Origin of the sequence: Mesorhizobium sp. (assembly GCF_041661565.1) — a bacterium.
Lineage (GTDB): Bacteria > Pseudomonadota > Alphaproteobacteria > Rhizobiales > Rhizobiaceae > Mesorhizobium.
The window spans coordinates 1-19,462 of record NZ_JBAZUD010000099.1 but is presented as its reverse complement, the minus strand read 5'-3'; the positions used below and the strand labels follow the sequence as shown (position 1 = coordinate 19,462).

Here is a 19,462-nt window from a genome sequence, read left to right as displayed (position 1 = left end):
ATATCCTGGCTCTGGCTGCGGTCGACGATCAAGGCGACGACGCTCTTCAGCGGGTCGCGCTCTTCGTTGAGGAACACCGGGTTGAGCAAGGCGGCGGCGAGCGCCAGCAGGGCGACGAGGCGCAAGACCGCGCCGCGCTGGCGAACCCACAGGCCGACAAGCGCCAGCAGCACCAGGGGGACCAGTGCGAGCGCCATCACTGGCCATGAAAACAGCGGCTCGAAGGAGATGGACCAGTTCATGCCTTACCCTTCCCTTTGTGGGGAGGGTCGATCCATTCGAGTCGTGCAACAAGGAGCATCATCTTACTGCCCCAGCCGTTCGAGCAGTATCGGCACGTGCACCTGGTCGGATTTGTAGTTGCCGGTCAGCATGTACATCATGATGTTGACGCCGGCGCGCAATGCGTGGATGCGCTGCATCGGGTCCGCCGGGACAGTGGGCAACAGCGGATCGCCATTCTCGTCGACCGCCCAGGCGCCGGCGAAATCATTGGCGGTGATCATGATCGGCGAGACGCCGTCGCCGGTCCGCACCGGCCGGTTGTCGGCGTTGCTCGCCTCGAGCGAGGCCTCGACCCAGAGCGGGCTGCCGGAGAAGCGGCCGGGAAACTCGGGCAGGATGAAGAAGGATTTGGTCAGCACGTGATCGGCCGGCACCGGTTCCAGCGGCGGTACATTGAGGTTGCCGAGAATGTCGCGCAGCCGTTCCGTCGCCGGGCTGGTCGAATCCGCGCCGATGCCGTTGGCGAACTGATCGCGCGTGTCGAACAGCACCGTGCCGCCCTGCTGCATGTAGGCGTCGATGCGGGCGATCGCCGCCTGGCTCGGCATGGGGGCGGCCGGGTCGATCGGCCAGTAGATCAGCGGATAGAACGACAGTTCGTCCTTGGAGATGTCGACGCCAGCCGGCGGGCCCGGCTCCAGCGCCGTCTTCTCGATCAGGAAGCGGGTCAGGCCCTCGAGCCCGGCGCGGCTGATCGAGTCGTCGCCGGGCACGCCGGTCAGCACATAGGCGATGCGGGTCTTCGAAATCGCCTCGATCGCCGCGTCATCGTTCGGCCTGGCGTCGTCGGCACGGGCGAGATCGGCATGGCCGAACAGGGCGCCGAGCGTGATCAGGAGCGCCGCGGTGGTTGCCGCGGCGCCGGCACGGCGCGGACGACGGGCGAACAGGCCGCCCATCCAGAGCACCACAAGCGTGTCGAGCAGCATCAGCACCAGCGCGGCCGCGACCAGCGCGCCCTTCAAGTCGCGCGACTCGTCGAAGGCGTAGGGGATGGACGTGACCGGGACAGCGATTTGCGGGCGCGCCAACGGCGCCAGCGTGCTGGCGGCATCGAGCAAATTGTGGGCGAAGACGCCGGTTTCGGAGCCGTAGAGGCCGGGTGGATTCTCGAAGGTCACCGGCAACGTGCCCGCGCCCGGCACCAGTGGCCGCGCGTCGGGCGTCGGCGGCACCAAAGTGCCGTCGGCGGCTATCATGCGGTAGGGCGCCAGCGAGGTGGCGGCGGCTTCGGCGTTGGCGATCGCCGCGCCCTGGTTGCGTGACAGCTGCACGATACGGCGCAGCATCTCGACGAAGCTGCCGGAAATCGGCAGGTTCGACCACGTCGCTTCCGGCGTGACGTGGAACAGCACCAGCGTGCCCTTGCCTTTTTTCAGGCCGGTGACCAGCGGCGTGCCGTCGGCGAGGGAAGCCCATGTGCGCTCGACGATATCGGGCGTCGGCTCGGCCAGCACCTGCCTTGTGACAGTGACCTCGGTGGGCGGGGCGAGATCCGCGAACGGGCCGGCCTTGGGAAATTCGGTGACAGGCTGCGGCGAGGTCCACGACAAGGCGCCGCCGAGCGAACGCTCGCCGGTGCGCAGGCGCACCGGCAGCAAGTCGTCATCATTGCCGGCCGCCGCCAGCCGCGATCCGGCGAAGCGCACCAAGGTGCCGCCCTTTTCGACCCAGTCGACCAGCCTTGGCCGGACCTGCTCGGGAATGGTGCCGATGTCGGCCATGACGATCATCGCCGGCTTCTGGTCGAGAATCTGCGGGATGGCGTCGGCAAGGTCGGCGCTGCTCGGCTCGACAAGATCGGCGAAGGGCTGCAACGCGCGCCTGATGTAATAAAGCGGCGACAAGAGCGGCTGCGCCTGGTCGGCCTCGGCCTGCGACAACAGGCCGACGCGACGGCGCTGGGAGCTTTCGTCGAGCACGCGCACCGCCCCCGCCTGCCGCTCGCCGTCGAGCGCGATCGAGGCGAAGTCGTTGCGCAATTCGAACGGCACCGCCATGGTGCCGGTGGCGGTGGTTTCGCCCGGTGCGAAGGTCAGGCTGGCATCGGCGATGCGGCGGCCCTTGTCATCGAAGGCGCCGGCGGTGATTTGCGCGGGGGCGGGGTCGCCCGGCGCGCGGATGGCGGTCAGCGCGAAGCCGTCGACCTGGTTGTCGGCGGCGGTGAGACCGGTCAGCGCAAGCCGGTCGGAACTGGCCCAGACGACACGCGCGGCATTCCTGGACAATAGCGTGTTGAAGGCGGCCTCGTCGCCCTTCGCCGCCAGGCCGTCGGCCAGAACGGCGACGCTGGCGCCGGGCAAGGTCTCCAGCACGCCGGCGACGCGGGCATAGACGGCGGGCCGGTCGGTCGGGATCGGCCGCGGCTTGGCGGCGCGCAGCCGGTCGAGGGCCGTCGCGGCATCGAAGGGGCCGATCTCCGCATTGGCCTTCTCGGCTGTGAAGGCGATGATGACCGGCACGCCGTTCGAGCCGGCATCGGCGATCAGGCGCTCGGCGGTGGCGACGCGCTTGCCCCAGTCGGCAGCACTTGCCCAGTCATTGTCGATGACCAGGGCCAGGGCGGCGCCTTCGGCCGGCAGTTTTTCGCGCGGATTGAAGACCGGCTCGGCGAGCGCGGCGACGATCAGCCCGGCCATCAGCAGCCTGAGCAAGGTAAGCCACCAAGGGCTCCTATGGGGTGTTTCCTCGCGCTTCAGCACGCGGGCGAGAATCTTCAGCGGGGGGAAGATCTCGGCCTGCGGCTTGGGCGGCGTCAACCTGAGCAGCCACCAGATCACCGGCAACGCCAGGAGGCCCCACAGCAGCATGGGAGCGCCAAAGGAGAGCGGCAGCCAGCTCATGCGACGGCCGCCGTTCCGCCACTGGCGGTCATGCCGGCACGACCGCCAGCCGCAATACTGCCATCGGCGGTCATCGCCAGGTGCAGGCGCACCAGCGCGTCGGAGGCCAGCCGGTCGGTGTGGTTGACGGTGAAGCTCCAGCCCAGCCGCTTGCACCAGCCGGCCAATTCCTGGCGGCGGGCGGTGTAGAGCAGGCGGTAGTCGTCGCCCAGCATTTCGGCGCGGCCGGCGGTCAGCTTTTCGCCGGTTTCGGGATCGGTGAATTCGGTGCGGCCGGCATAGGGGAATGTTTCCTCGGCCGGGTCGGCGACCTCGATCAGATGGGCGCGCACGCCATGGCGGGCGAGAACATCGAGCCAGGCCATGGTCTCCTCGACGGGATCGAGGAAGTCGCTGGCGATGACGATGTCGCAAAAGCGTCTGACATGGGACAAATCGGGTTTTGCCGGCAATTCGCCGGCATGCATGAGCTGCGCCGCGATGCGCTCGGCGCCGTTGCGGGCGGTAAACGGATCGGTAAGGCCGGGCCAGGCGATGCGCTCGCCGCTGCGCGACAGCAATTCGGCCATGGCCAGCGCCAGCACCAGCGCGCGCGATTGCTTGGAGACGCTGGCGCCTGCCGACTTGTAGAGCATCGACGGCGACGGGTCCGCCCATAGCCACACCGTATGGGCGGCTTCCCATTCGCGGTCGCGCACATAGGTGTGGTCGTCGCGGGCCGAGCGGCGCCAATCAATGCGCGAGGAATCGCCTTCGACATAGGGCCGGAACTGCCAGAAATTCTCGCCGATGCCGCGCTTGCGACGGCCGTGCCAGCCGGCAATGACGGTGTTGACGATGCGGCGCGCCTCGACCAGCAAGTCCGGTACAAGCGAAGCCCGCAACCGGCCGCGGGCGAGCGCGTCGCGCGTCGCTGCCGGAGCCTGGACCTCGCCGATACGCGCCATCAGATACCCTTGGCCAGCTTCGCCACCACGTCGCGCACGCTGGTGCCCTCGGCGCGGGCGGCGAAGGTCAGCGCCATGCGGTGCTGCAGCACCGGCTCGGCCAGCGCGCGCACATCGTCGATCGAGGGCGCCAGCCGTCCATCGTAGAGCGCGCGCGCCCTGGTGCAGAGCATCAGCGCCTGGCTGGCGCGTGGGCCTGGGCCCCAGGCGACGTGCCTGTCGGTCTCGGCATTGCCCTGGCCCGGACGTGCCGAGCGCACCAGGGTGAGGATCGCCTCGACGACGCTTTCGGGCACGGGCATGCGCCGGATCAGCGTCTGGATCTCCTTGAGCCGCGCCGGCTGCAGCACGTTCTGGGCTTTCGCGTCCTCGATGCCGGTGGTTTCCAGGAGAATGCGGCGCTCGGCCTCGATTTCGGGATAGAGGATATCGACCTGCATCAGGAAACGATCGAGCTGTGCTTCCGGCAGCGGATAAGTGCCTTCCTGTTCCAGCGGATTCTGCGTGGCCAGCACATGGAACGGCGCCGGCAGGTCGTAGCGGGCGCCGGCGATGGTGACATGATATTCCTGCATGGCCTGCAGCAGCGCCGACTGGGTGCGCGGCGAGGCGCGGTTGATCTCGTCGGCCATCAGAAGCTGGGCGAAGATCGGCCCCGCGATAAAGCGGAACGAGCGCTTGCCGTTTTCATCCTGCTCCATGACTTCGGAGCCAAGAATATCGGAGGGCATCAGGTCCGGCGTGAACTGGACGCGGCGCGAATCAAGGCCGAGCACGACGCCCAGCGTCTCGACCAGCTTGGTCTTGGCGAGGCCAGGCACGCCGACAAGGAGCGCATGGCCGCCGGCCAGCACCGCGACCAGCGTGCGCTCGACGACGCTTTCCTGGCCGAAGATGACGCGGCCGACCCCATCGCGAATCCTGGAGATGTCGGCCAGCGCCTTCTCGGCTTCGGCGATCATGTCCTTTTCGCTGATCGGGCTTTCCTTGACCATTACGCTCATGCCGTATCGATCCCTTTGCCTGGAGCTACCATGGTTGGAAATACGGCCGCACCATAGCATAAGTTGCCGCGATTCGGGCTCGCGTGGCGCCTGTGACAAAACTTAAATCACGGACCCAGGCTGACAAGCGCAACAACAGTGACTATTTCGTGACCATGACGGAAGACGCCGGACAACCCCAACAAAGCCTTACGAGCGCCACCGAAGCGCGTGGCCTGGAAGCGCTGATCTCGCGCGCGGCCCGGGCCGGCAAGGGGCCTGCGCCGGTGGATCGCTGGAATCCGGACTTTTGCGGCGATCTCGACATGGAGATCAAGGCAGACGGCACCTGGTTCTACCTGGGCACGCCGATCGGCCGCATGCCGCTGGTGCAGCTTTTCTCCTCCGTGCTGCGCAAGGACGCCGACGGCAGGACCTATCTGGTGACCCCGGTGGAAAAGGTCGGCATCCGCGTGGCGGATGCGCCGTTCATCGCCGTCGAGATGGATGTTTCTGGTAGCGGCGACGCGCAGATCATCACCTTCCGCACCAATGTCGGCGACGTCGTCGAGGCCGGGCCGGAGCGGCCGCTGCGTTTCGTCGATGAGGACGGGACCGGCGGACTGAAGCCCTATGTGCTGGTGCGCGGCCGGCTGGAGGCGCTGCTGGCGCGGCCGGTGATGTACGAACTGGCCGGGCATGGCGAGGAGATCGAGATCGGCGGCAAGACGATGTTTGCGGTGCGCTCGAACGGCGCGGTGTTTCCGATCATGCCGGCGGACCAGCTGCAGCGGCTGAGCGCGTGATGGACCGGATGACGCCGACGCCATTCTCGTCAGCGGACTTCCGCGCACGCTTCGCCGCGCAGCCGGATGCGCATGCCGGCGACGACTATGGCGACCATCGTTTCAATCCAGGCCATCCGCGTCTCAGCCAGGGCAAGCCGCTGCGCAATGCCGCGGTGCTGATCCCGGTGGTCGACCATGAAGACGATGCGACGGTTCTTCTGACGAAGCGGGCGGAGAAGCTGCGCAGCCATTCGGGGCAGGTGGCCTTTCCCGGCGGCACCATCGATCCGACCGACGCAGGCCCGGAAGCAGCGGCATTGCGCGAGACGTTCGAGGAGATCGGCTTGGGCAACGACCGCATCGAGGTTCTCGGTCGCATGCCGGACTATGTCGCCGGCAGCGGTTACCGCATTGCGCCGGTGCTGGGCATCGTGCGGCCGGGCTTTCGGCTGGCGCTCAACGCCGACGAGGTCGACGCCGCTTTCGAAGTGCCGCTGCGCTTCCTGATGGACCCGGCTAATCACAAGCGTGACAGCCGCGTGTGGAATGATCTCGAATGGTTCTTCTACGACATGCCCTATGGCGACCGCCGCATCTGGGGCGTCACCGCGGGCATCATCCGTACCCTCTATGAAAGGCTCTATGCGTGAGTGTCTCGATCGCGGACAGGGCCGAATGGCTCGCCGACAAGCATCTGCGGCGCCTGCTTGCGGCACTGGCGGAGGGCGGGGAGGAGGCGCGCGTCGCCGGCGGCGCGGTTCGCAACACGCTGATGGGCCAGCCGGTCGCCGATGTCGACATCGCCACCACATGTCCGCCCGAGGAAACCATCCGCCGCGCCGAGGCGCAGGGCTTCAAGGCGGTGCCGACCGGCATCGAGCACGGCACGATCACGGTGGTTGCCGGCGGCAAACCCTATGAAATCACCACCTTGCGCGCCGATGTCGAGACCGACGGCCGCCGCGCCAAGGTGTCGTTCGGCCGCGACTGGAAGCTGGATGCAGAGCGGCGCGATTTCACCATCAACGCGCTTTATGCCGAGGCCGACGGCACGGTTATCGACCTTGTCGGCGGCATCGCCGACATCGAGGCGCGGCGGCTGCGCTTCATTGGTGATGCGGAAGCACGCATCCGCGAGGACTATCTGCGCATCCTGCGGTTCTTCCGTTTCTTCGCCTGGTATGGCGACGGCCGGCCGGACGCCGAGGGGCTGAAGGCCTGCGCCCGGCTGAAGGAAGGGCTGGCCCAGCTTTCGCCCGAACGCGTCTGGTCGGAGCTGAAGAGACTCTTGTCGGCTCCCGATCCCTCCCGGGCGCTGCTCTGGATGCGGCAGGCGAGTGTCTTGACCACGGTGCTGCCGGAGAGCGAGAAATGGGGCATCGACGCCATCCACGGACTGGCCAAGGCCGAGAAGGACCTCGGCTGGACATCCGATCCGATACTGCGGCTGGAGGCGATCGTGCCGCCGGACGCGGCGCGGATGAAGATGCTGGCAGAACGGCTTAAATTTTCGACTGTGGAGGCCGATCGCCTGCGCCATTGGGCACTTGCCGCCACGGTTGAACCGAAGACCACCGAGGGTGAACTGGCGAAGCGCCTGTATCGCGGCGACGCACAAGGTTTTGTCGATCGTCTCCGGCTGTCGCTCGCTTCGGCGCGGGTGCGCGCCGTCGAGGACAATGATGCGCTGCTCGAAGCCGGCGGGTTCTCGCGCCTGCTAGCCTTCGCGCTCAAATGGGAACGGCCGTCCTTTCCGTTGAAAGGGTCCGACCTGACGGCGCTTGGCGCGTCACCGGGACCGAAGCTTGGCGCTATCCTGAAAAATCTCGAGGCGGAATGGGTCGAAGCGGGCTTTTCGCCCGATCGCGGCGCGCTGCTCGAACGCGCCGCGCAAGCCCTTGAAGCCGGTTAGGGCCTCCGATCAGGCCGCGTCGCGGACCTTCTCGATGCGCGACCGGATCGCCTCGATCATCGTCTCGCGGATGACCGTCTCGCCATGCGTCTCGCGCATGTGCTCGACGGCACGACGCATGACTTCAGCCTCCTCATCGGCACGGGTGTGCCAGTCACAGCCGGGAACAAGCGACCCGCAGTGAAATTCCTTCATCGGATTTCTCCTTCTTCCTCCGTAGAGCTCACGCACGGTCCCGGGCCTTGACCAATTGCTGTGGTCGGGTCTGACCGGCGTTGAATACCATAACACGCCAGTGTCGCTGTTGTTGCATCAAAGCGTGGATGGTCCTCATCACTCCGGCGTCAGGGCCAGCGCACCTCCGGCGGCATGCTGGACAGGATCGAGGCGACGTTGCCGCCGGTCTTCAGGCCGAAGATCGTGCCGCGATCGTAAAGCAGGTTGAATTCGACATAGCGGCCGCGGCGGATGAGCTGCTCTTCGCGGTCGCCGTCGGTCCAGTTCTCGTTGAAGTTGGCGCGCACCAGATGGCTGTAGACGACGAGGAAGGAGCGCCCGACATCCTGCACGAAGGTGAGGTCGGCATCCCAGCCGCCCTTGTCCTCGTCCGAATGCAGCCAGTCGAAGAAGATGCCGCCGGTGCCGCGCGGCTCGTCGCGGTGCGGCAGATAGAAGTACTCGTCGCACCATGCCTTGAATTTCGGATAGTCGGCGACGGCGGCGTTCTTCTCGCAGGCGAATTGCATGGCGCGGTGGAAGGCGATCGTATCGGGGTCGTCCTGGGTGCGGCGGCGGTCGAGGACCGGCGTCAGATCGGCGCCGCCGCCGAACCATTGGCGCGATGTGACGACCATGCGCGTGTTCATGTGCACGGCCGGAACATTGGGGTTCCATGGATGCGCGATCAGTGAAATGCCGGATGCCCAAAAGCGCGGGTCTTCCTCGGCGCCGGGCATCTGCTTGCGGAACTCGGGCGAGAACTCGCCATGGACGGTCGAGGTGTGGACACCGACCTTCTCGAAGACCCGGCCACGCATCATCGACATGGTGCCGCCGCCGCCCTTGCCCGCGTCGCGTTCCCAAGGCGTCTTTTCGAAACGGCCGGGCGACCAGGAGGCGAGTGGTCCGCCGAGATCCTGCTCGATCTGCTCGAAGCTGGCGCAGATGCGCTCGCGCAGCGCCTCGAACCACAACCGTGCCTTCATCTTCTTCTGTTCGATGTCGGCGGGCAGTCCTGCCGGTATTTCAGGTCGTTGCAAGTGCCGTCTCCGGTTGCGGGAGGTCTGGTCGACAAAAGACTCGTCTTTTCCGGGCGCGATCCCTAATCTCTTGAGGGCAAGGGTCAAGTCACTTTGGTTTCGCGCATGATGCTTTCGAACCTGGTCCGGTTCGAAATCATGCGCCAAGGTGCAAGGAGTTGTTTCGTGCGCACCCCGGCAAGACCGCCGCTGGATGGCCTGAAGAAGAGGCTCGAGCAAAGCCGGGCCGAACGCGCCCGCATGCCGCGCGACGGCTTCCTGCGCGAGACCTTCGTGCTGCCGCGCTCCGATGCGCGCCTCAAGGCCAAGGAATGGTTCGAGCGTTTCCCCAAGCAGGCCTACTGGACCGAGATCGAAAGCTGGTTCGAGCGGCCGGGGGATTTGATCGAATTCACCATCAGGCGGTTGCCGGTGGCGGATTAGGGAATGTCACGAGAAAAATAGGTCGCGCAATTTTGGAGAATCCAGGATCAGGTTCTCTCCAAGTAGCTTGCCGAATTTTTCAAAGCCCATTTTCCGCGCCTCATCGAAGCTCAAGGACGTATAGAGCGTTCGCATGCCGCCGGAGTCGACCCGATAGATCGTAATGAGCTGTGTCTCTTCTTCTGGTTGGATTAGATGTTCCAGCACAGACGTTTCCTTTCGTATCGCCTCATAGTCGCACTGCCTCCGTTCAGGTTGCAACCAGCCTTCTCGCCCCTGCGCCTTCCTTCGCCAGCCTGTCCCCCTTGTTCCGCAGCGGACATTTGTCGATCGACATGCAGCCGCAGCCGATGCAGTCGGTCAGCCCGTCGCGCAGTTTCTTCAACTGGGCGATCTTGTGGTCGAGCCCGTCGCGCCAGGCGGTCGACAGCAGGTTCCAGTCATCGCGCGTCGGCGTGCGGCCCTCGGGCAGTGATTCAAGTGCGGCACCGATCTCGGCCAGGGAAATGCCGACCTCCTGAGCGACCTTGATGATCGCCACCCGCCGCAGCACGTCGCGACCGTAGCGGCGCTGGTTGCCTGACGTGCGGTGGCTGCGGATCAGCCCGCGCGTCTCATAGAAATGCAATGCCGACACCGCGACGCCACTGCGGATGGCCACCTGGCCGACCGTCAATTCCGTTACTGCAGCCATTTTCCATTTTCCGCTTGACCTCAAGTTAAGTTGAGCTTGTAGCGAAGAAATGTTGATAGGACAAATGACGGGAGAAGGCGATGTGCGCCTGGGGGAGAATGACGGAAAACGGAGTCGCCGGCGAACCGCTAGCCCAGCTGCCGGACGGCCTCGCCGGCTACCATGGCGGCCGACAGCGCGACATTGATGCTGCGCGCCTGGCCCTGCATGGGGATGGTCAGCCGCGCATCCGCCGCCTGGTGGACAGGATCCGGCACGCCGGCGGATTCGCGGCCGAACAAAAGGATGTCACCGCGAGCGAAGCGGAAATCGGTATAGACGGTGGCGGCTTTGGTCGACAGCAACACCAGCCGAGCCGCGCGCGCCTTGCGCCAGTCCTCGAAGGCGTGCCAGTCGACATGCCGGGTCAGGTCGGCCATTTCGAGGTAGTCCATGCCGGCTCGCCTGAGCGCCTTGTCGGAGAGTGGAAAGCCGGCTGGTTCGATGATGTCGACGCCAAGGCCGAGGCACGCTGCGAAGCGCAGGATTGTCCCGGTGTTGCCGGCGATGTCGGGCTGGTAGAGCGCGATGCGGAGACGATCGTTCATTCCCGCGTCCTTCTAATACGTGGCAGATCGGCCACAGGATTCTCGCGGTCTTGGAAATTCCTGGATCTGCGGGTGGCCATTTTTTTCGAAGTCGGTTATGTCGGTTCCATTGTCAACCCGAACCGATGGAGGGGTAATTCATGATGACCATGCACATCCAGCGCCCCTCTCGTGGACTTTTGCGATCCACGGCGGTTTCGGTACGACAATTCTCCTAACTCTCTAAGACTTGATCGCACCGATTCCCGCCGAAATGCTTTTTCGGCACCCGAAGGAATCCTGCGATGCTTTTCAAAAAGTCAAAAGGGCTGACCGCCCCGCCTGAACCTGCCCGGACCGGCACCTTTCGTGTCCGGGCAAACGCAATGCGCGCCTCCGGCCGAATGCCGTCGGAGGACGTTGCTTCGCCTTTTTATAACTATTTTCACATGGAGGACGGACCGATGTTCGATCCCTACAGAATACCCGGCTCAAGAAACCTGCACGATCAGAAGATGGCGACCTGGGCGCTGCTGATCGGCGAGACCTATTCGTCCGCGGTTCACGCAGAAGTCCGCCGCCGGCCGCATCGCGGCATGCTGCCGGATGTCGATTTCTCACGCGCGGTTCCCGACCCGCGCCGTCCCTCGCTGGTGCGCCGGATCATGCGGCTGATCCGGCCAGGTCCGAAGGTGCGGCTCGTCGACACCGCGCCGTCGGGAGGCGCAAAGGAGCCTGTCGGCGAAATGCTGGCGAGCCCCTATATTGCGCGAAGCAGGGCCGACGGTCCAAGTGATTTCGAACCGTCGGTCCTCGACGCCGCGCGCTCCGAGGACTTTGTAAGATCCCGTGCCGCCTAGGCGGAAAACAGTTTTGTGAGCATGTCCATGTTTAGCTGGTTTGAAAGAAGGCTCGATCCGTTCCCGGTGGCGGAACCGGTCGAGCCGCCCAAGACGCTGGTTGCCTTCTGTGTGCATTACACACGCGGCGCCTGGCCTTATATCCTTCTCGACGCGGTGCTGGTGACGGCCATCGCCATCGCGGAAGTGTGGATGTTCGGCTTCCTTGGCCGCATCGTCGACTGGCTCTCTGGGCAGAATCGCGAGACGTTCCTGCAGACCGAGGGCTGGAAGCTCGCCGGCATGGCCTTCATCGTGCTGTTCGCGCTGCCGGGCACCGTGTGGTTTCATTCGCTGCTCAACCAGCAAACGCTGATGGGCAACTATCCCATGCGCATCCGCTGGCAGGTGCACCGCTACCTGCTCAAGCAGTCCATGAGCTTTTACCAGGACGAGTTCGCCGGCCGCATCGCCACCAAGCTGATGCAGACGGCGCTCGCCGTGCGCGAATGCGTCATCAAGCTGCTCGATGTGCTCAACTACGTCATCGTCTATTTCCTGGGCATGCTGTTCATCGTCGGTTCCGCCGATCTGCGGCTGGCGGCGCCGCTCGCCGTCTGGCTGGTCGGCTACATCCTGATGCTGCGCTACTTCATCCCGAAGCTCGGCAAGGTCGGCGAGGAGCAGGCCAATGCGCGCTCCGTCATGACCGGCCGCGTCGTCGACAGCTACTCCAACATCCAGACGGTCAAGCTATTCAGCCATGCGCGCCGCGAGGCTTCCTTCGCCAAAGAAGGCATGGCCGGTTTCCTGGAGACGGTCTACCGCTCGATGCGGCTGGTGACGAAGCTGTACGGCATGCTCTACATCCTCAACGCGCTGCTGCTGTTTTCGGTCACCGCCATATCGCTGTGGCTGTGGCTGGGGCAAGCGGTGACGATCGGCGCTGTGGCCGTGGTCATCGGCCTGGTGCTGCGGCTGTGGGGCATGTCGCAGTGGATCATGTGGGAGATGTCGAGCCTGTTCGAGAACATCGGCACGGTGCAGGACGGGATCGCCTCGATCTCGCTGCCGCGCGTGGTCGAGGATCGGCCGGGCGCGAAGGAGCTTACCGTTTCCAGGGGCGAGATCCGTTTCGAGGACATCCGCTTCCATTATGGCAAGCAGAAGGGCGTGATCGAGAGCCTGTCGCTGACGGTAAAGCCGGGCGAAAAGGTCGGCATTGTCGGCCGCTCCGGGGCCGGCAAGTCGACGCTGGTCAATCTCCTGCTGCGCTTCTACGACCTGGAGGCCGGCCGGATCCTCATCGACGGCCAGGAGATCGCCAACGTGACGCAGGATTCCCTGCGGGCCCAGATCGGCATGGTCACGCAGGACACTTCGCTGCTGCATCGCTCGGTGCGCGAGAACATCCTCTACGGCCGGCCCGATGCCTCTGACGCTATGCTTCTCGAGGCGGCGCGGCGCGCCGAGGCGGTCGACTTCATCGCCGGGCTTTCGGACGGCAGCGGCCGCAAGGGGTTCGAAGCCCATGTGGGTGACCGCGGCGTCAAATTGTCCGGCGGCCAGCGGCAACGCATCGCCATTGCCCGCGTTATGCTGAAGGACGCGCCGATCCTCATCCTCGACGAAGCGACGTCCGCGCTCGATTCCGAAGCCGAAGCGGCCATCCAGGAGAACCTCTACAAGCTCATGCAGGGCAAGACCGTCATCGCCATCGCTCACCGCCTGTCGACCATTGCGGCGATGGACAGGCTTGTCGTCATGGACAAGGGCCGTGTCCTCGAGGAGGGCTCGCACGAGGAACTTGTCTCCCGCGGCGGGCTTTACGCGCAGCTGTGGCAACGCCAGTCGGGCGGGTTCCTGCTCGAGGACGGCCCCGCCGACGCCGCCAATGACGCACTTGCAAAGGGGCAAGCCGCAGAATGATGGCCGCCGCATGATGACTGCCGTCTATCGCTGGTTCGAGAACTGGGTCTATCCGTTCAGGGAGCCGGCGAACCTCCGGCCACCATCGAGCGTTGGCGGCTTCATCTGGCACTATGTCGGACAGGCGAAATTCGCCTTCTTCGCCATGCTGGTGATCGGCGGCATCGCGCCGTTGGTCGAAGCCGGCCTGTTCTACTTCGTCGGGCGGCTGGTCGATATTCTCGACCAGCTTCCCGGCGAGCGCAGCTGGCATGCGCTGTGGGACGCCGCCGGCCCCGAACTGGTGTTCATGATCGCGGTGGTGCTGGTCATTCGCACCGTCGTCGTCGGGCTGTCCGCGCTGGTCGACGAGCAGACGATCACGCCCGGCTTCTACAACCTGGTGCGCTGGCAGGCGCACCGGCATGTGTCACGCCAGTCCTACGCCTTCTTCCAGAACGATTTCGCCGGCCGCATCGCGACGAAGGTGTGGCAGGCGGGGCAGGCCACGGGCGACCTGATGGAGAGCTTCATCGAGGTGGTCTGGTTCATGCTGGTCTATACGGTGACGACGCTGGCGCTGGTTGCCGGGCTTGATCTCAGGCTCGCGGCGCTGGTGGTGGTCTGGATCGTCGCCTTCGGCTTGCTGGCGAGAGTCTACGTGCCGGCGATCCGCAAGAATGCCGAGGCGACCGCCGAAGCCGGCTCGATGATCAATGGCCGCATCGTCGATTCCTATTCGAATGTGCAGACGCTGAAGCTGTTCTCGGCCGACGGCGACGATCGCTACATCAGAAACGGCTTCGACATCTATCTCGACGCGCTGCGTCCCTTCACCCGCAGGCTGACCGGCGTGCGCATGGCGCTGACGACGTTGTCCGGCATCATGATCACCGCGATCGGCTGCTTTGCCGTCTATCTCTGGGTCGAAGGCTCGATCACCGTCGGCGCCGTCGCCTTCACGCTGTCGCTGGTGCTGCGGCTCAACATGCTGCTTGGCCGCCTGATGATGCAGCTCAACGGCATCCTGCGGAATCTGGGCGTGCTGGAAAATTCCAAGGCGCTCATTTCGCAGCCGCTTGGCCTTGTCGATGCACAAGACGCCGGTGAACTTGTGGTCGCCGGCGGCCGCATCGAGGTGAAGAACGTCGAATTCCACTACGGCAAGGGGTTCGGCGTGCTGAACGGCATCGATCTCATGGTCAAGCCGGGGGAGAAAGTCGGGCTGGTCGGGCCGTCGGGCGCCGGCAAGACGACGCTCGCCAACCTGATCCTGCGTCTCTACGATCTCGAAAGCGGCTCGATTACTATCGATGGCCAGGATGTTTCCAAGGTCACCCAGAATTCGTTGCGCGCCAATATCGGCGTCGTCAGCCAGGATACGGCGCTGTTTCACCGCTCGCTGCGCGACAACATCAAGCTTGGCATGCCCGACGCCACCGACGCCGAAGTGGTCGCCGCGGCGAAGAAGGCCGAGGCGCATGAGTTCATCCTTGGCCTGCGCGACAACAGGGATCGTGCCGGCTACGAGGCCTTTGTCGGCGAGCGCGGCGTGAAACTGTCGGGCGGTCAGCGTCAGCGCGTGGCGATCGCCCGCGTCTTTCTCAAGGACGCGCCGATCCTGATCCTCGACGAGGCGACGTCTGCGCTCGATTCCGACATCGAGGCGGCGATCCAGGAGAACCTGACGCGGCTGATGGAAAACAAGACGGTCATCGCCATCGCCCATCGGCTGTCGACGATCGCGGCGCTGGACCGGCTGGTGGTGCTCGATGGCGGCCGCATCGTCGAGCAGGGTACGCATGACGAGCTTGTGGCGCTGGACGGGCTCTACGCGCGGCTGTGGAAGCGGCAGTCCGGCGGCTTCCTCTACCACGAGGAAAGCGCGCTGGAAGAGACGCGGCCGGCCGAATAGGCTTGTCGCAATGCATCATAGGACCAGGGTCAGTCATGTCGGTGCGCATGCCTTCGAATTTCGGGAAGTCCAGCCCGCAGGAAACCGCGCTTGATCTGCTCGGTCACGAAATCCTTGCCGAGAAGGCCAGTGCGCTCGGCCGCGCCGGCCAGAAGGTCGAGGAGACGCTGGCCAGGCTGCGCGAAAACGCCGACGAGCAGCTGCGTTCCAGGCTCCTGAGGGATGCCTCCGAGGCGGTGCACGCCTATTTCATCCAGCGCGAACTGTGCGGCCTGCGCAGGCACGATGCCGTCATCCGCGAATACGATATCCCGAAAGCCGTGCTGGCCAGGCTCGGCGCGAAATAGGGCTCATTCACAGGCGCGCCGCAGCGCAACCCGCTGACTGGGAAGCAACGATGGCTCGCAGTCGGTGATGGATGCCATGATCATTTAACCGTCGCCGGAATCCACGGATTGAAGAGCTTCACGCCGGTGCCTTCAAAATCCCTGGTGTTACGGGTCACGACCGTCAAATTGTTGACGAGTGCGGTGGCGGCGATATAGGCGTCGCGATCCGGCTTGGGATCGGGGACGTGGAGGGGCGCGCAGCGCAACGCGACGGCGAGATCCACGGGCAGTATCCGCTCTGCGACTTCTGCAACAAGTACGTCAACCCAAGCGCGCAGCACCGCCCCCTTCTTCTCGTCCCTTCGTCCTGCTCTCAGGGCGCCGATCTGGGCTTCGAGAATAGTCACGGCCGAAATATGAAGCTCTGCCGGATTTCGACCCTCTGCCCAGGCCCGAACGTTCGGGTCGCATCGGTCTCTTCGCCTGAGCTCGGAGATGACGTTGGTATCAAGCAGATACATCAGTCAAACTTGGGCGGGCGTAGGGAAAAGCCCTTGAGTTCGGGGATGTCGAAATCAAAATCCGCTTCCGGACGATCATCTGCGATCGCGTCCGCAAGGGTTCGATGTTTCTCCGGCCTACCCGCAGCTTTCAGCTTCTCGTATTCCTCAATCGACATCAGCACATGCGAACGCTTGCCGCGGTCGGTTATGATCACCGGCCCGCTTCTGGCTGCCCGCTTGGCGAGCGCCGTGTCCTGGTTGAATTGACGGCTCGACATGGTGGTGGTTGTTTTCGTCGTGATGTCCATTTCAACACCTCCGTCGAGACGATGTAGGCATATTGCTACATTCAGGCAAGCCTGGCAAATTCTTCCCTGTGCGGAACGCCCGCGACAATCTGCCCTTGTGCCTTCACCCGTCTGGACAAAAACGGGGTTCACGCATAAACCGAAGTCCAAATGCCGGAGGAATTCGCTAGCCTGTTCGCCATGCGCTGTCGGGTTGGCGTGAATGAGCGGGGAACAAGGCTCGATCACCGGCGCGGAAGAGGCGAAAGGATCAGGCACCCGTGAGCGCAACCGACATCCAGGATCCCAACCGTCGTGATTTTCTCTACGTCGCCACCGGCATGGCCGCGGTGGTCGGCGCGGGCGCTCTCGCGTGGCCGTTCATCGACCAAATGCGCCCCGATGCCTCAACGCTGGCGCTTGCCTCCGTCGAGGTCGATGTCGCCTCGCTGACGCCGGGCATGTCGCTGATCGTCAAGTGGCGCGGCAAGCCGGTGGTGGTGCGCAACCGCACCGAACAGGAAATGAAGGACGGCGAGGCGGTCCAGCTGGCCGATCTCAAGGACCCGATCGCCCGCAACGCCAACCTGCCGGCGGACGCGCCTGCGACCGACGCCAACCGCACCACGCCCGGCAAGGAAGCCTGGATGGTTATGGTTCAGGTGTGCACCCATCTGGGCTGCATTCCGCTCGGCCAGGAAGGCGATTTCGGCGGCTGGTTCTGTCCGTGCCACGGCTCGCAATACGATACGGCCGGCCGCATCCGCAAAGGCCCGGCGCCCGAGAACATGGCGGTTCCGGTATTCAAATTCATTTCCGATACCAAGATCCTTATCGGTTGAGGCAGGGGATATTTCGATGAGCGAGGGACACTCGACCTATACGCCCAAGACCGGTATCGAACGCTGGTTCGACGCGCGCATGCCGCTGCCGCGGCTGGTCTACGACAGCTTTGTCGCCTATCCGGTACCGCGCAACCTGAACTATGCGTGGACCTTCGGCGGCATCCTGTCGATCATGCTGGTTTCGCAGATCCTGACCGGCGTCGTGCTGGCCATGCACTACACGGCCGACACCAATCTCGCCTTCGGGTCGGTCGAAAAGATCATGCGCGACGTGAATTCGGGCTGGCTGCTGCGCTACATGCATGCCAACGGCGCCTCGTTCTTCTTCGTCGCCGTCTACATCCACATCTTCCGTGGTCTCTATTACGGCTCCTACAAGGCGCCGCGCGAGCTGCTCTGGATCCTCGGCTGCATCATCTACCTGCTGATGATGGCGACAGGCTTCATGGGCTATGTGCTGCCATGGGGACAGATGAGCTTCTGGGGCGCGACCGTCATCACCGGTTTCTTCAGCGCCATTCCGCTGGTCGGCGACTGGATCCAGCAGCTGCTGCTGGGCGGTTTCGCCGTCGACAATCCGACGCTGAACCGCTTCTTCGCCCTGCACTATCTGCTGCCCTTCATGATTGCCGGCGTCGTCGTCCTGCACGTCTGGGCGCTGCATGTGAGCGGCCAGAACAACCCGACCGGCATCGAGATCAAATCGAAGACCGACACCGTCGCCTTCACGCCCTACGCGACCATCAAGGACGCGTTCGGCATGATCGTGTTCCTGTTCTTCTTCGCCTACTTCGTCTTCTATCTGCCGAATTATCTGGGCCATCCCGACAACTACATCGTCGCCAACCCGCTGAAGACGCCGGCCCACATCGTGCCCGAATGGTACTTCCTGCCATTCTACGCGATCCTGCGCGCCATCACCTTCAATGTTGGCCCGATCAACTCCAAGCTCGGCGGCGTGCTGTGCATGTTCGGCGCCATCGTGATGCTGTTCCTGGTGCCGTGGCTCGACACTTCGAAGGTCCGCTCGGCGGTCTACCGTCCCTGGTACAAGCTGTTCTTCTGGCTGTTCGTCGCCGATGCCATCCTGCTTGGCTGGCTGGGCTCGCAGCCCGCCGAGGGCAGCTATGTGTTCATGGCGCAGATGGCCACGCTGTTCTACTTCGCCTTCTTCCTGATCGCGCTGCCGGTGCTCGGCCTGATCGAGACGCCGCGCAGGCTGCCAAACTCGATCACCGAGGCGGTGCTCGAGAAGAACAGGGGCGGCAGCGGACATCCGGCGGGCGCCACGGCCGCTCCAGAGACCAAGGGCTGAGCATGATCCCGAAGAGTGGGAACCGGTTTTCGGACAAGACCATGTTCAAGCAGGATGACAGAGCGGTTGAGAATCCAAGGGGATTTGGCATGAAGAAGATTCTCACCTCGCTGGCGCTTGTCGGCCTCCTGGCAGCCGGCACCGGGACCGCGGCCGTCGCGGCGGAAGAGGCGCACAACGCCGCGGCGCCGACGCATTTCCCGATCAAGGAGCCGAAGGAAACGAGCTGGAGCTTCACCGGCCCGTTCGGAACCTACGACAAGGGACAGCTGCAGCGGGGCCTGAAGGTCTACAAGGAAGTCTGCTCGGCCTGCCATTCGATGAATATGGTGGCTTTCCGCACCCTCTCGGACCTCGGCTATTCCGATGCGCAGCTCAAGACGCTGGCGGCCGAGTACACGATCCATGACGGCCCCAACGATGCCGGCGACATGTTCGACCGTCCCGGCAAGCCTTCGGACTATTTCCCGGCGCCATTCGCCAATGAGGAAGCCGCCGCGGCGTCAAATGGCGGCGCCGCGCCGCCCGACATGTCGCTGCTGGCCAAGGCGCGCGGCGTCGAGCGCGGCTTTCCGCAATTCGTCTTCGATATCTTCACGCAGTACGACGCGGGCGGTCCCGATTACATCCACTCGCTGCTGACCGGCTATGACGAGACCCCCCCGGCCGGCATGGTCATCCCGGAAGGCACGCACTACAACCCATACTTCATGTCCGGCGTGTCGCTGAAGATGCCCAAGCCGCTGTCCGACGGGCAGGTGACCTATGATGACGGCGCGCCGCAGACCGTCGACCAATACGCCCGCGACGTTTCCGCTTTC

At 64.5% G+C, this 19,462-nt stretch carries 21 protein-coding genes and 1 pseudogene; 11 read left to right on the top strand and 11 right to left on the bottom strand.

Going from position 1 to position 19,462, the window contains the following annotated elements:
* The 4 genes and pseudogenes from WC739_RS17365 to WC739_RS17350 all read right to left on the bottom strand — a co-directional run.
* Positions 1–242, bottom strand: a pseudogene (locus tag WC739_RS17365) (hypothetical protein); the annotation flags it as partial.
* Positions 243–305: 63 nt separating this feature from the next.
* On the bottom strand, positions 306–3,128 hold the full coding sequence (locus tag WC739_RS17360) for a DUF4159 domain-containing protein (RefSeq protein ID WP_372954255.1): 2,823 nt from the start codon (positions 3,126–3,128) through the stop codon (positions 306–308).
* Positions 3,125–4,075 (bottom strand): DUF58 domain-containing protein, encoded by a 951-nt coding sequence (locus WC739_RS17355; protein ID WP_372954254.1) that lies wholly within the window; start codon positions 4,073–4,075, stop codon positions 3,125–3,127. The genes WC739_RS17360 and WC739_RS17355 overlap by 4 nt, the downstream gene beginning before the upstream one ends.
* Positions 4,075–5,079, bottom strand: a complete 1,005-nt coding sequence (locus tag WC739_RS17350) for an AAA family ATPase (protein ID WP_372954253.1) — start codon at positions 5,077–5,079, stop codon at positions 4,075–4,077. Before WC739_RS17350 ends, WC739_RS17355 begins: the two co-directional genes overlap by 1 nt.
* Before the next feature lie 155 nt (positions 5,080–5,234).
* Here WC739_RS17350 and WC739_RS17345 point away from each other — a divergent pair, with 155 nt between their 5' ends.
* The 3 genes from WC739_RS17345 to WC739_RS17335 are packed head-to-tail and all read left to right on the top strand — an operon-like array spanning position 5,235 to position 7,758.
* Positions 5,235–5,864: a DUF1285 domain-containing protein gene (locus tag WC739_RS17345; RefSeq protein ID WP_372954256.1), complete on the top strand. Its 630-nt coding sequence runs from the start codon at positions 5,235–5,237 to the stop codon at positions 5,862–5,864.
* On the top strand, positions 5,864–6,496 hold the full coding sequence (locus WC739_RS17340) for a CoA pyrophosphatase (RefSeq protein ID WP_372954252.1): 633 nt from the start codon (positions 5,864–5,866) through the stop codon (positions 6,494–6,496). Before WC739_RS17345 ends, WC739_RS17340 begins: the two co-directional genes overlap by 1 nt.
* Positions 6,493–7,758, top strand: coding sequence for a CCA tRNA nucleotidyltransferase (locus WC739_RS17335; RefSeq protein ID WP_372954251.1), 1,266 nt, complete (start codon positions 6,493–6,495; stop codon positions 7,756–7,758). Before WC739_RS17340 ends, WC739_RS17335 begins: the two co-directional genes overlap by 4 nt.
* Before the next feature lie 9 nt (positions 7,759–7,767).
* On the opposite strand, the gene WC739_RS17330 is transcribed toward WC739_RS17335, so the two are convergent.
* Complete coding sequence (locus WC739_RS17330) at positions 7,768–7,953, bottom strand: DUF1059 domain-containing protein (protein WP_027044022.1); 186 nt, start codon at positions 7,951–7,953, stop codon at positions 7,768–7,770.
* A 149-nt stretch (positions 7,954–8,102) separates the two neighbouring features.
* The gene (hemF, locus tag WC739_RS17325; protein ID WP_372954250.1) at positions 8,103–9,017 is read right to left on the bottom strand and encodes an oxygen-dependent coproporphyrinogen oxidase; all 915 of its coding nucleotides are present in this window, start codon (positions 9,015–9,017) and stop codon (positions 8,103–8,105) included.
* 165 nt (positions 9,018–9,182) lie between these two features.
* Between hemF and WC739_RS17320 the strand changes: the two genes are divergently transcribed.
* Positions 9,183–9,440, top strand: coding sequence for a hypothetical protein (locus WC739_RS17320; RefSeq protein ID WP_372954249.1), 258 nt, complete (start codon positions 9,183–9,185; stop codon positions 9,438–9,440).
* A 6-nt stretch (positions 9,441–9,446) separates the two neighbouring features.
* Here WC739_RS17320 and WC739_RS17315 read toward each other — a convergent pair whose 3' ends face one another.
* From WC739_RS17315 to WC739_RS17305, 3 genes are all read right to left on the bottom strand, one after another.
* Entirely contained in the window at positions 9,447–9,647 is a 201-nt protein-coding gene (locus WC739_RS17315; RefSeq protein ID WP_372954248.1) for a hypothetical protein, read from the bottom strand.
* Between the two features lie 43 nt (positions 9,648–9,690).
* Positions 9,691–10,134 (bottom strand): redox-sensitive transcriptional activator SoxR, encoded by a 444-nt coding sequence (gene soxR, locus WC739_RS17310; RefSeq protein WP_372954247.1) that lies wholly within the window; start codon positions 10,132–10,134, stop codon positions 9,691–9,693.
* Positions 10,135–10,262: 128 nt separating this feature from the next.
* On the bottom strand, positions 10,263–10,721 hold the full coding sequence (locus tag WC739_RS17305; protein WP_372954246.1) for a tRNA (cytidine(34)-2'-O)-methyltransferase: 459 nt from the start codon (positions 10,719–10,721) through the stop codon (positions 10,263–10,265).
* A gap of 443 nt (positions 10,722–11,164) precedes the next feature.
* On the opposite strand from WC739_RS17305, the gene WC739_RS17300 reads away from it, so the two are divergent.
* Genes WC739_RS17300 through WC739_RS17285 form a run of 4 tightly spaced genes read left to right on the top strand, consistent with a single transcriptional unit; the run spans position 11,165 to position 15,709 of the window.
* Complete coding sequence (locus tag WC739_RS17300; RefSeq protein ID WP_372954245.1) at positions 11,165–11,560, top strand: hypothetical protein; 396 nt, start codon at positions 11,165–11,167, stop codon at positions 11,558–11,560.
* Positions 11,561–11,581: 21 nt separating this feature from the next.
* On the top strand, positions 11,582–13,468 hold the full coding sequence (locus WC739_RS17295; protein WP_372954244.1) for an ABC transporter ATP-binding protein: 1,887 nt from the start codon (positions 11,582–11,584) through the stop codon (positions 13,466–13,468).
* 10 nt (positions 13,469–13,478) lie between these two features.
* Complete coding sequence (locus WC739_RS17290) at positions 13,479–15,362, top strand: ABC transporter ATP-binding protein (RefSeq protein WP_372954243.1); 1,884 nt, start codon at positions 13,479–13,481, stop codon at positions 15,360–15,362.
* Between the two features lie 35 nt (positions 15,363–15,397).
* Complete coding sequence (locus WC739_RS17285; RefSeq protein ID WP_372954242.1) at positions 15,398–15,709, top strand: DUF6665 family protein; 312 nt, start codon at positions 15,398–15,400, stop codon at positions 15,707–15,709.
* An 80-nt stretch (positions 15,710–15,789) separates the two neighbouring features.
* On the opposite strand, the gene WC739_RS17280 is transcribed toward WC739_RS17285, so the two are convergent.
* Positions 15,790–16,212 carry a type II toxin-antitoxin system VapC family toxin gene (locus tag WC739_RS17280; protein ID WP_372954241.1) on the bottom strand — a complete coding sequence of 141 codons (423 nt, stop codon included), beginning with the start codon at positions 16,210–16,212 and terminating at the stop codon, positions 15,790–15,792.
* A complete protein-coding gene (locus WC739_RS17275; protein ID WP_372954240.1) occupies positions 16,212–16,502 on the bottom strand; it encodes a type II toxin-antitoxin system prevent-host-death family antitoxin in 291 nt (96 codons plus the stop codon). Before WC739_RS17275 ends, WC739_RS17280 begins: the two co-directional genes overlap by 1 nt.
* A 260-nt stretch (positions 16,503–16,762) precedes the next feature.
* Between WC739_RS17275 and petA the strand changes: the two genes are divergently transcribed.
* The 3 genes from petA to WC739_RS17260 form a co-directional block, all read left to right on the top strand.
* Entirely contained in the window at positions 16,763–17,323 is a 561-nt protein-coding gene (petA, locus tag WC739_RS17270; protein WP_372954239.1) for a ubiquinol-cytochrome c reductase iron-sulfur subunit, read from the top strand.
* Positions 17,324–17,339: 16 nt separating this feature from the next.
* A complete protein-coding gene (locus WC739_RS17265; protein ID WP_372954238.1) occupies positions 17,340–18,641 on the top strand; it encodes a cytochrome bc complex cytochrome b subunit in 1,302 nt (433 codons plus the stop codon).
* 89 nt (positions 18,642–18,730) lie between these two features.
* Positions 18,731–19,462, top strand: a 732-nt coding sequence (locus WC739_RS17260) for a cytochrome c1 (RefSeq protein ID WP_372954237.1), incomplete at its 3' end; no start/stop codon positions are given.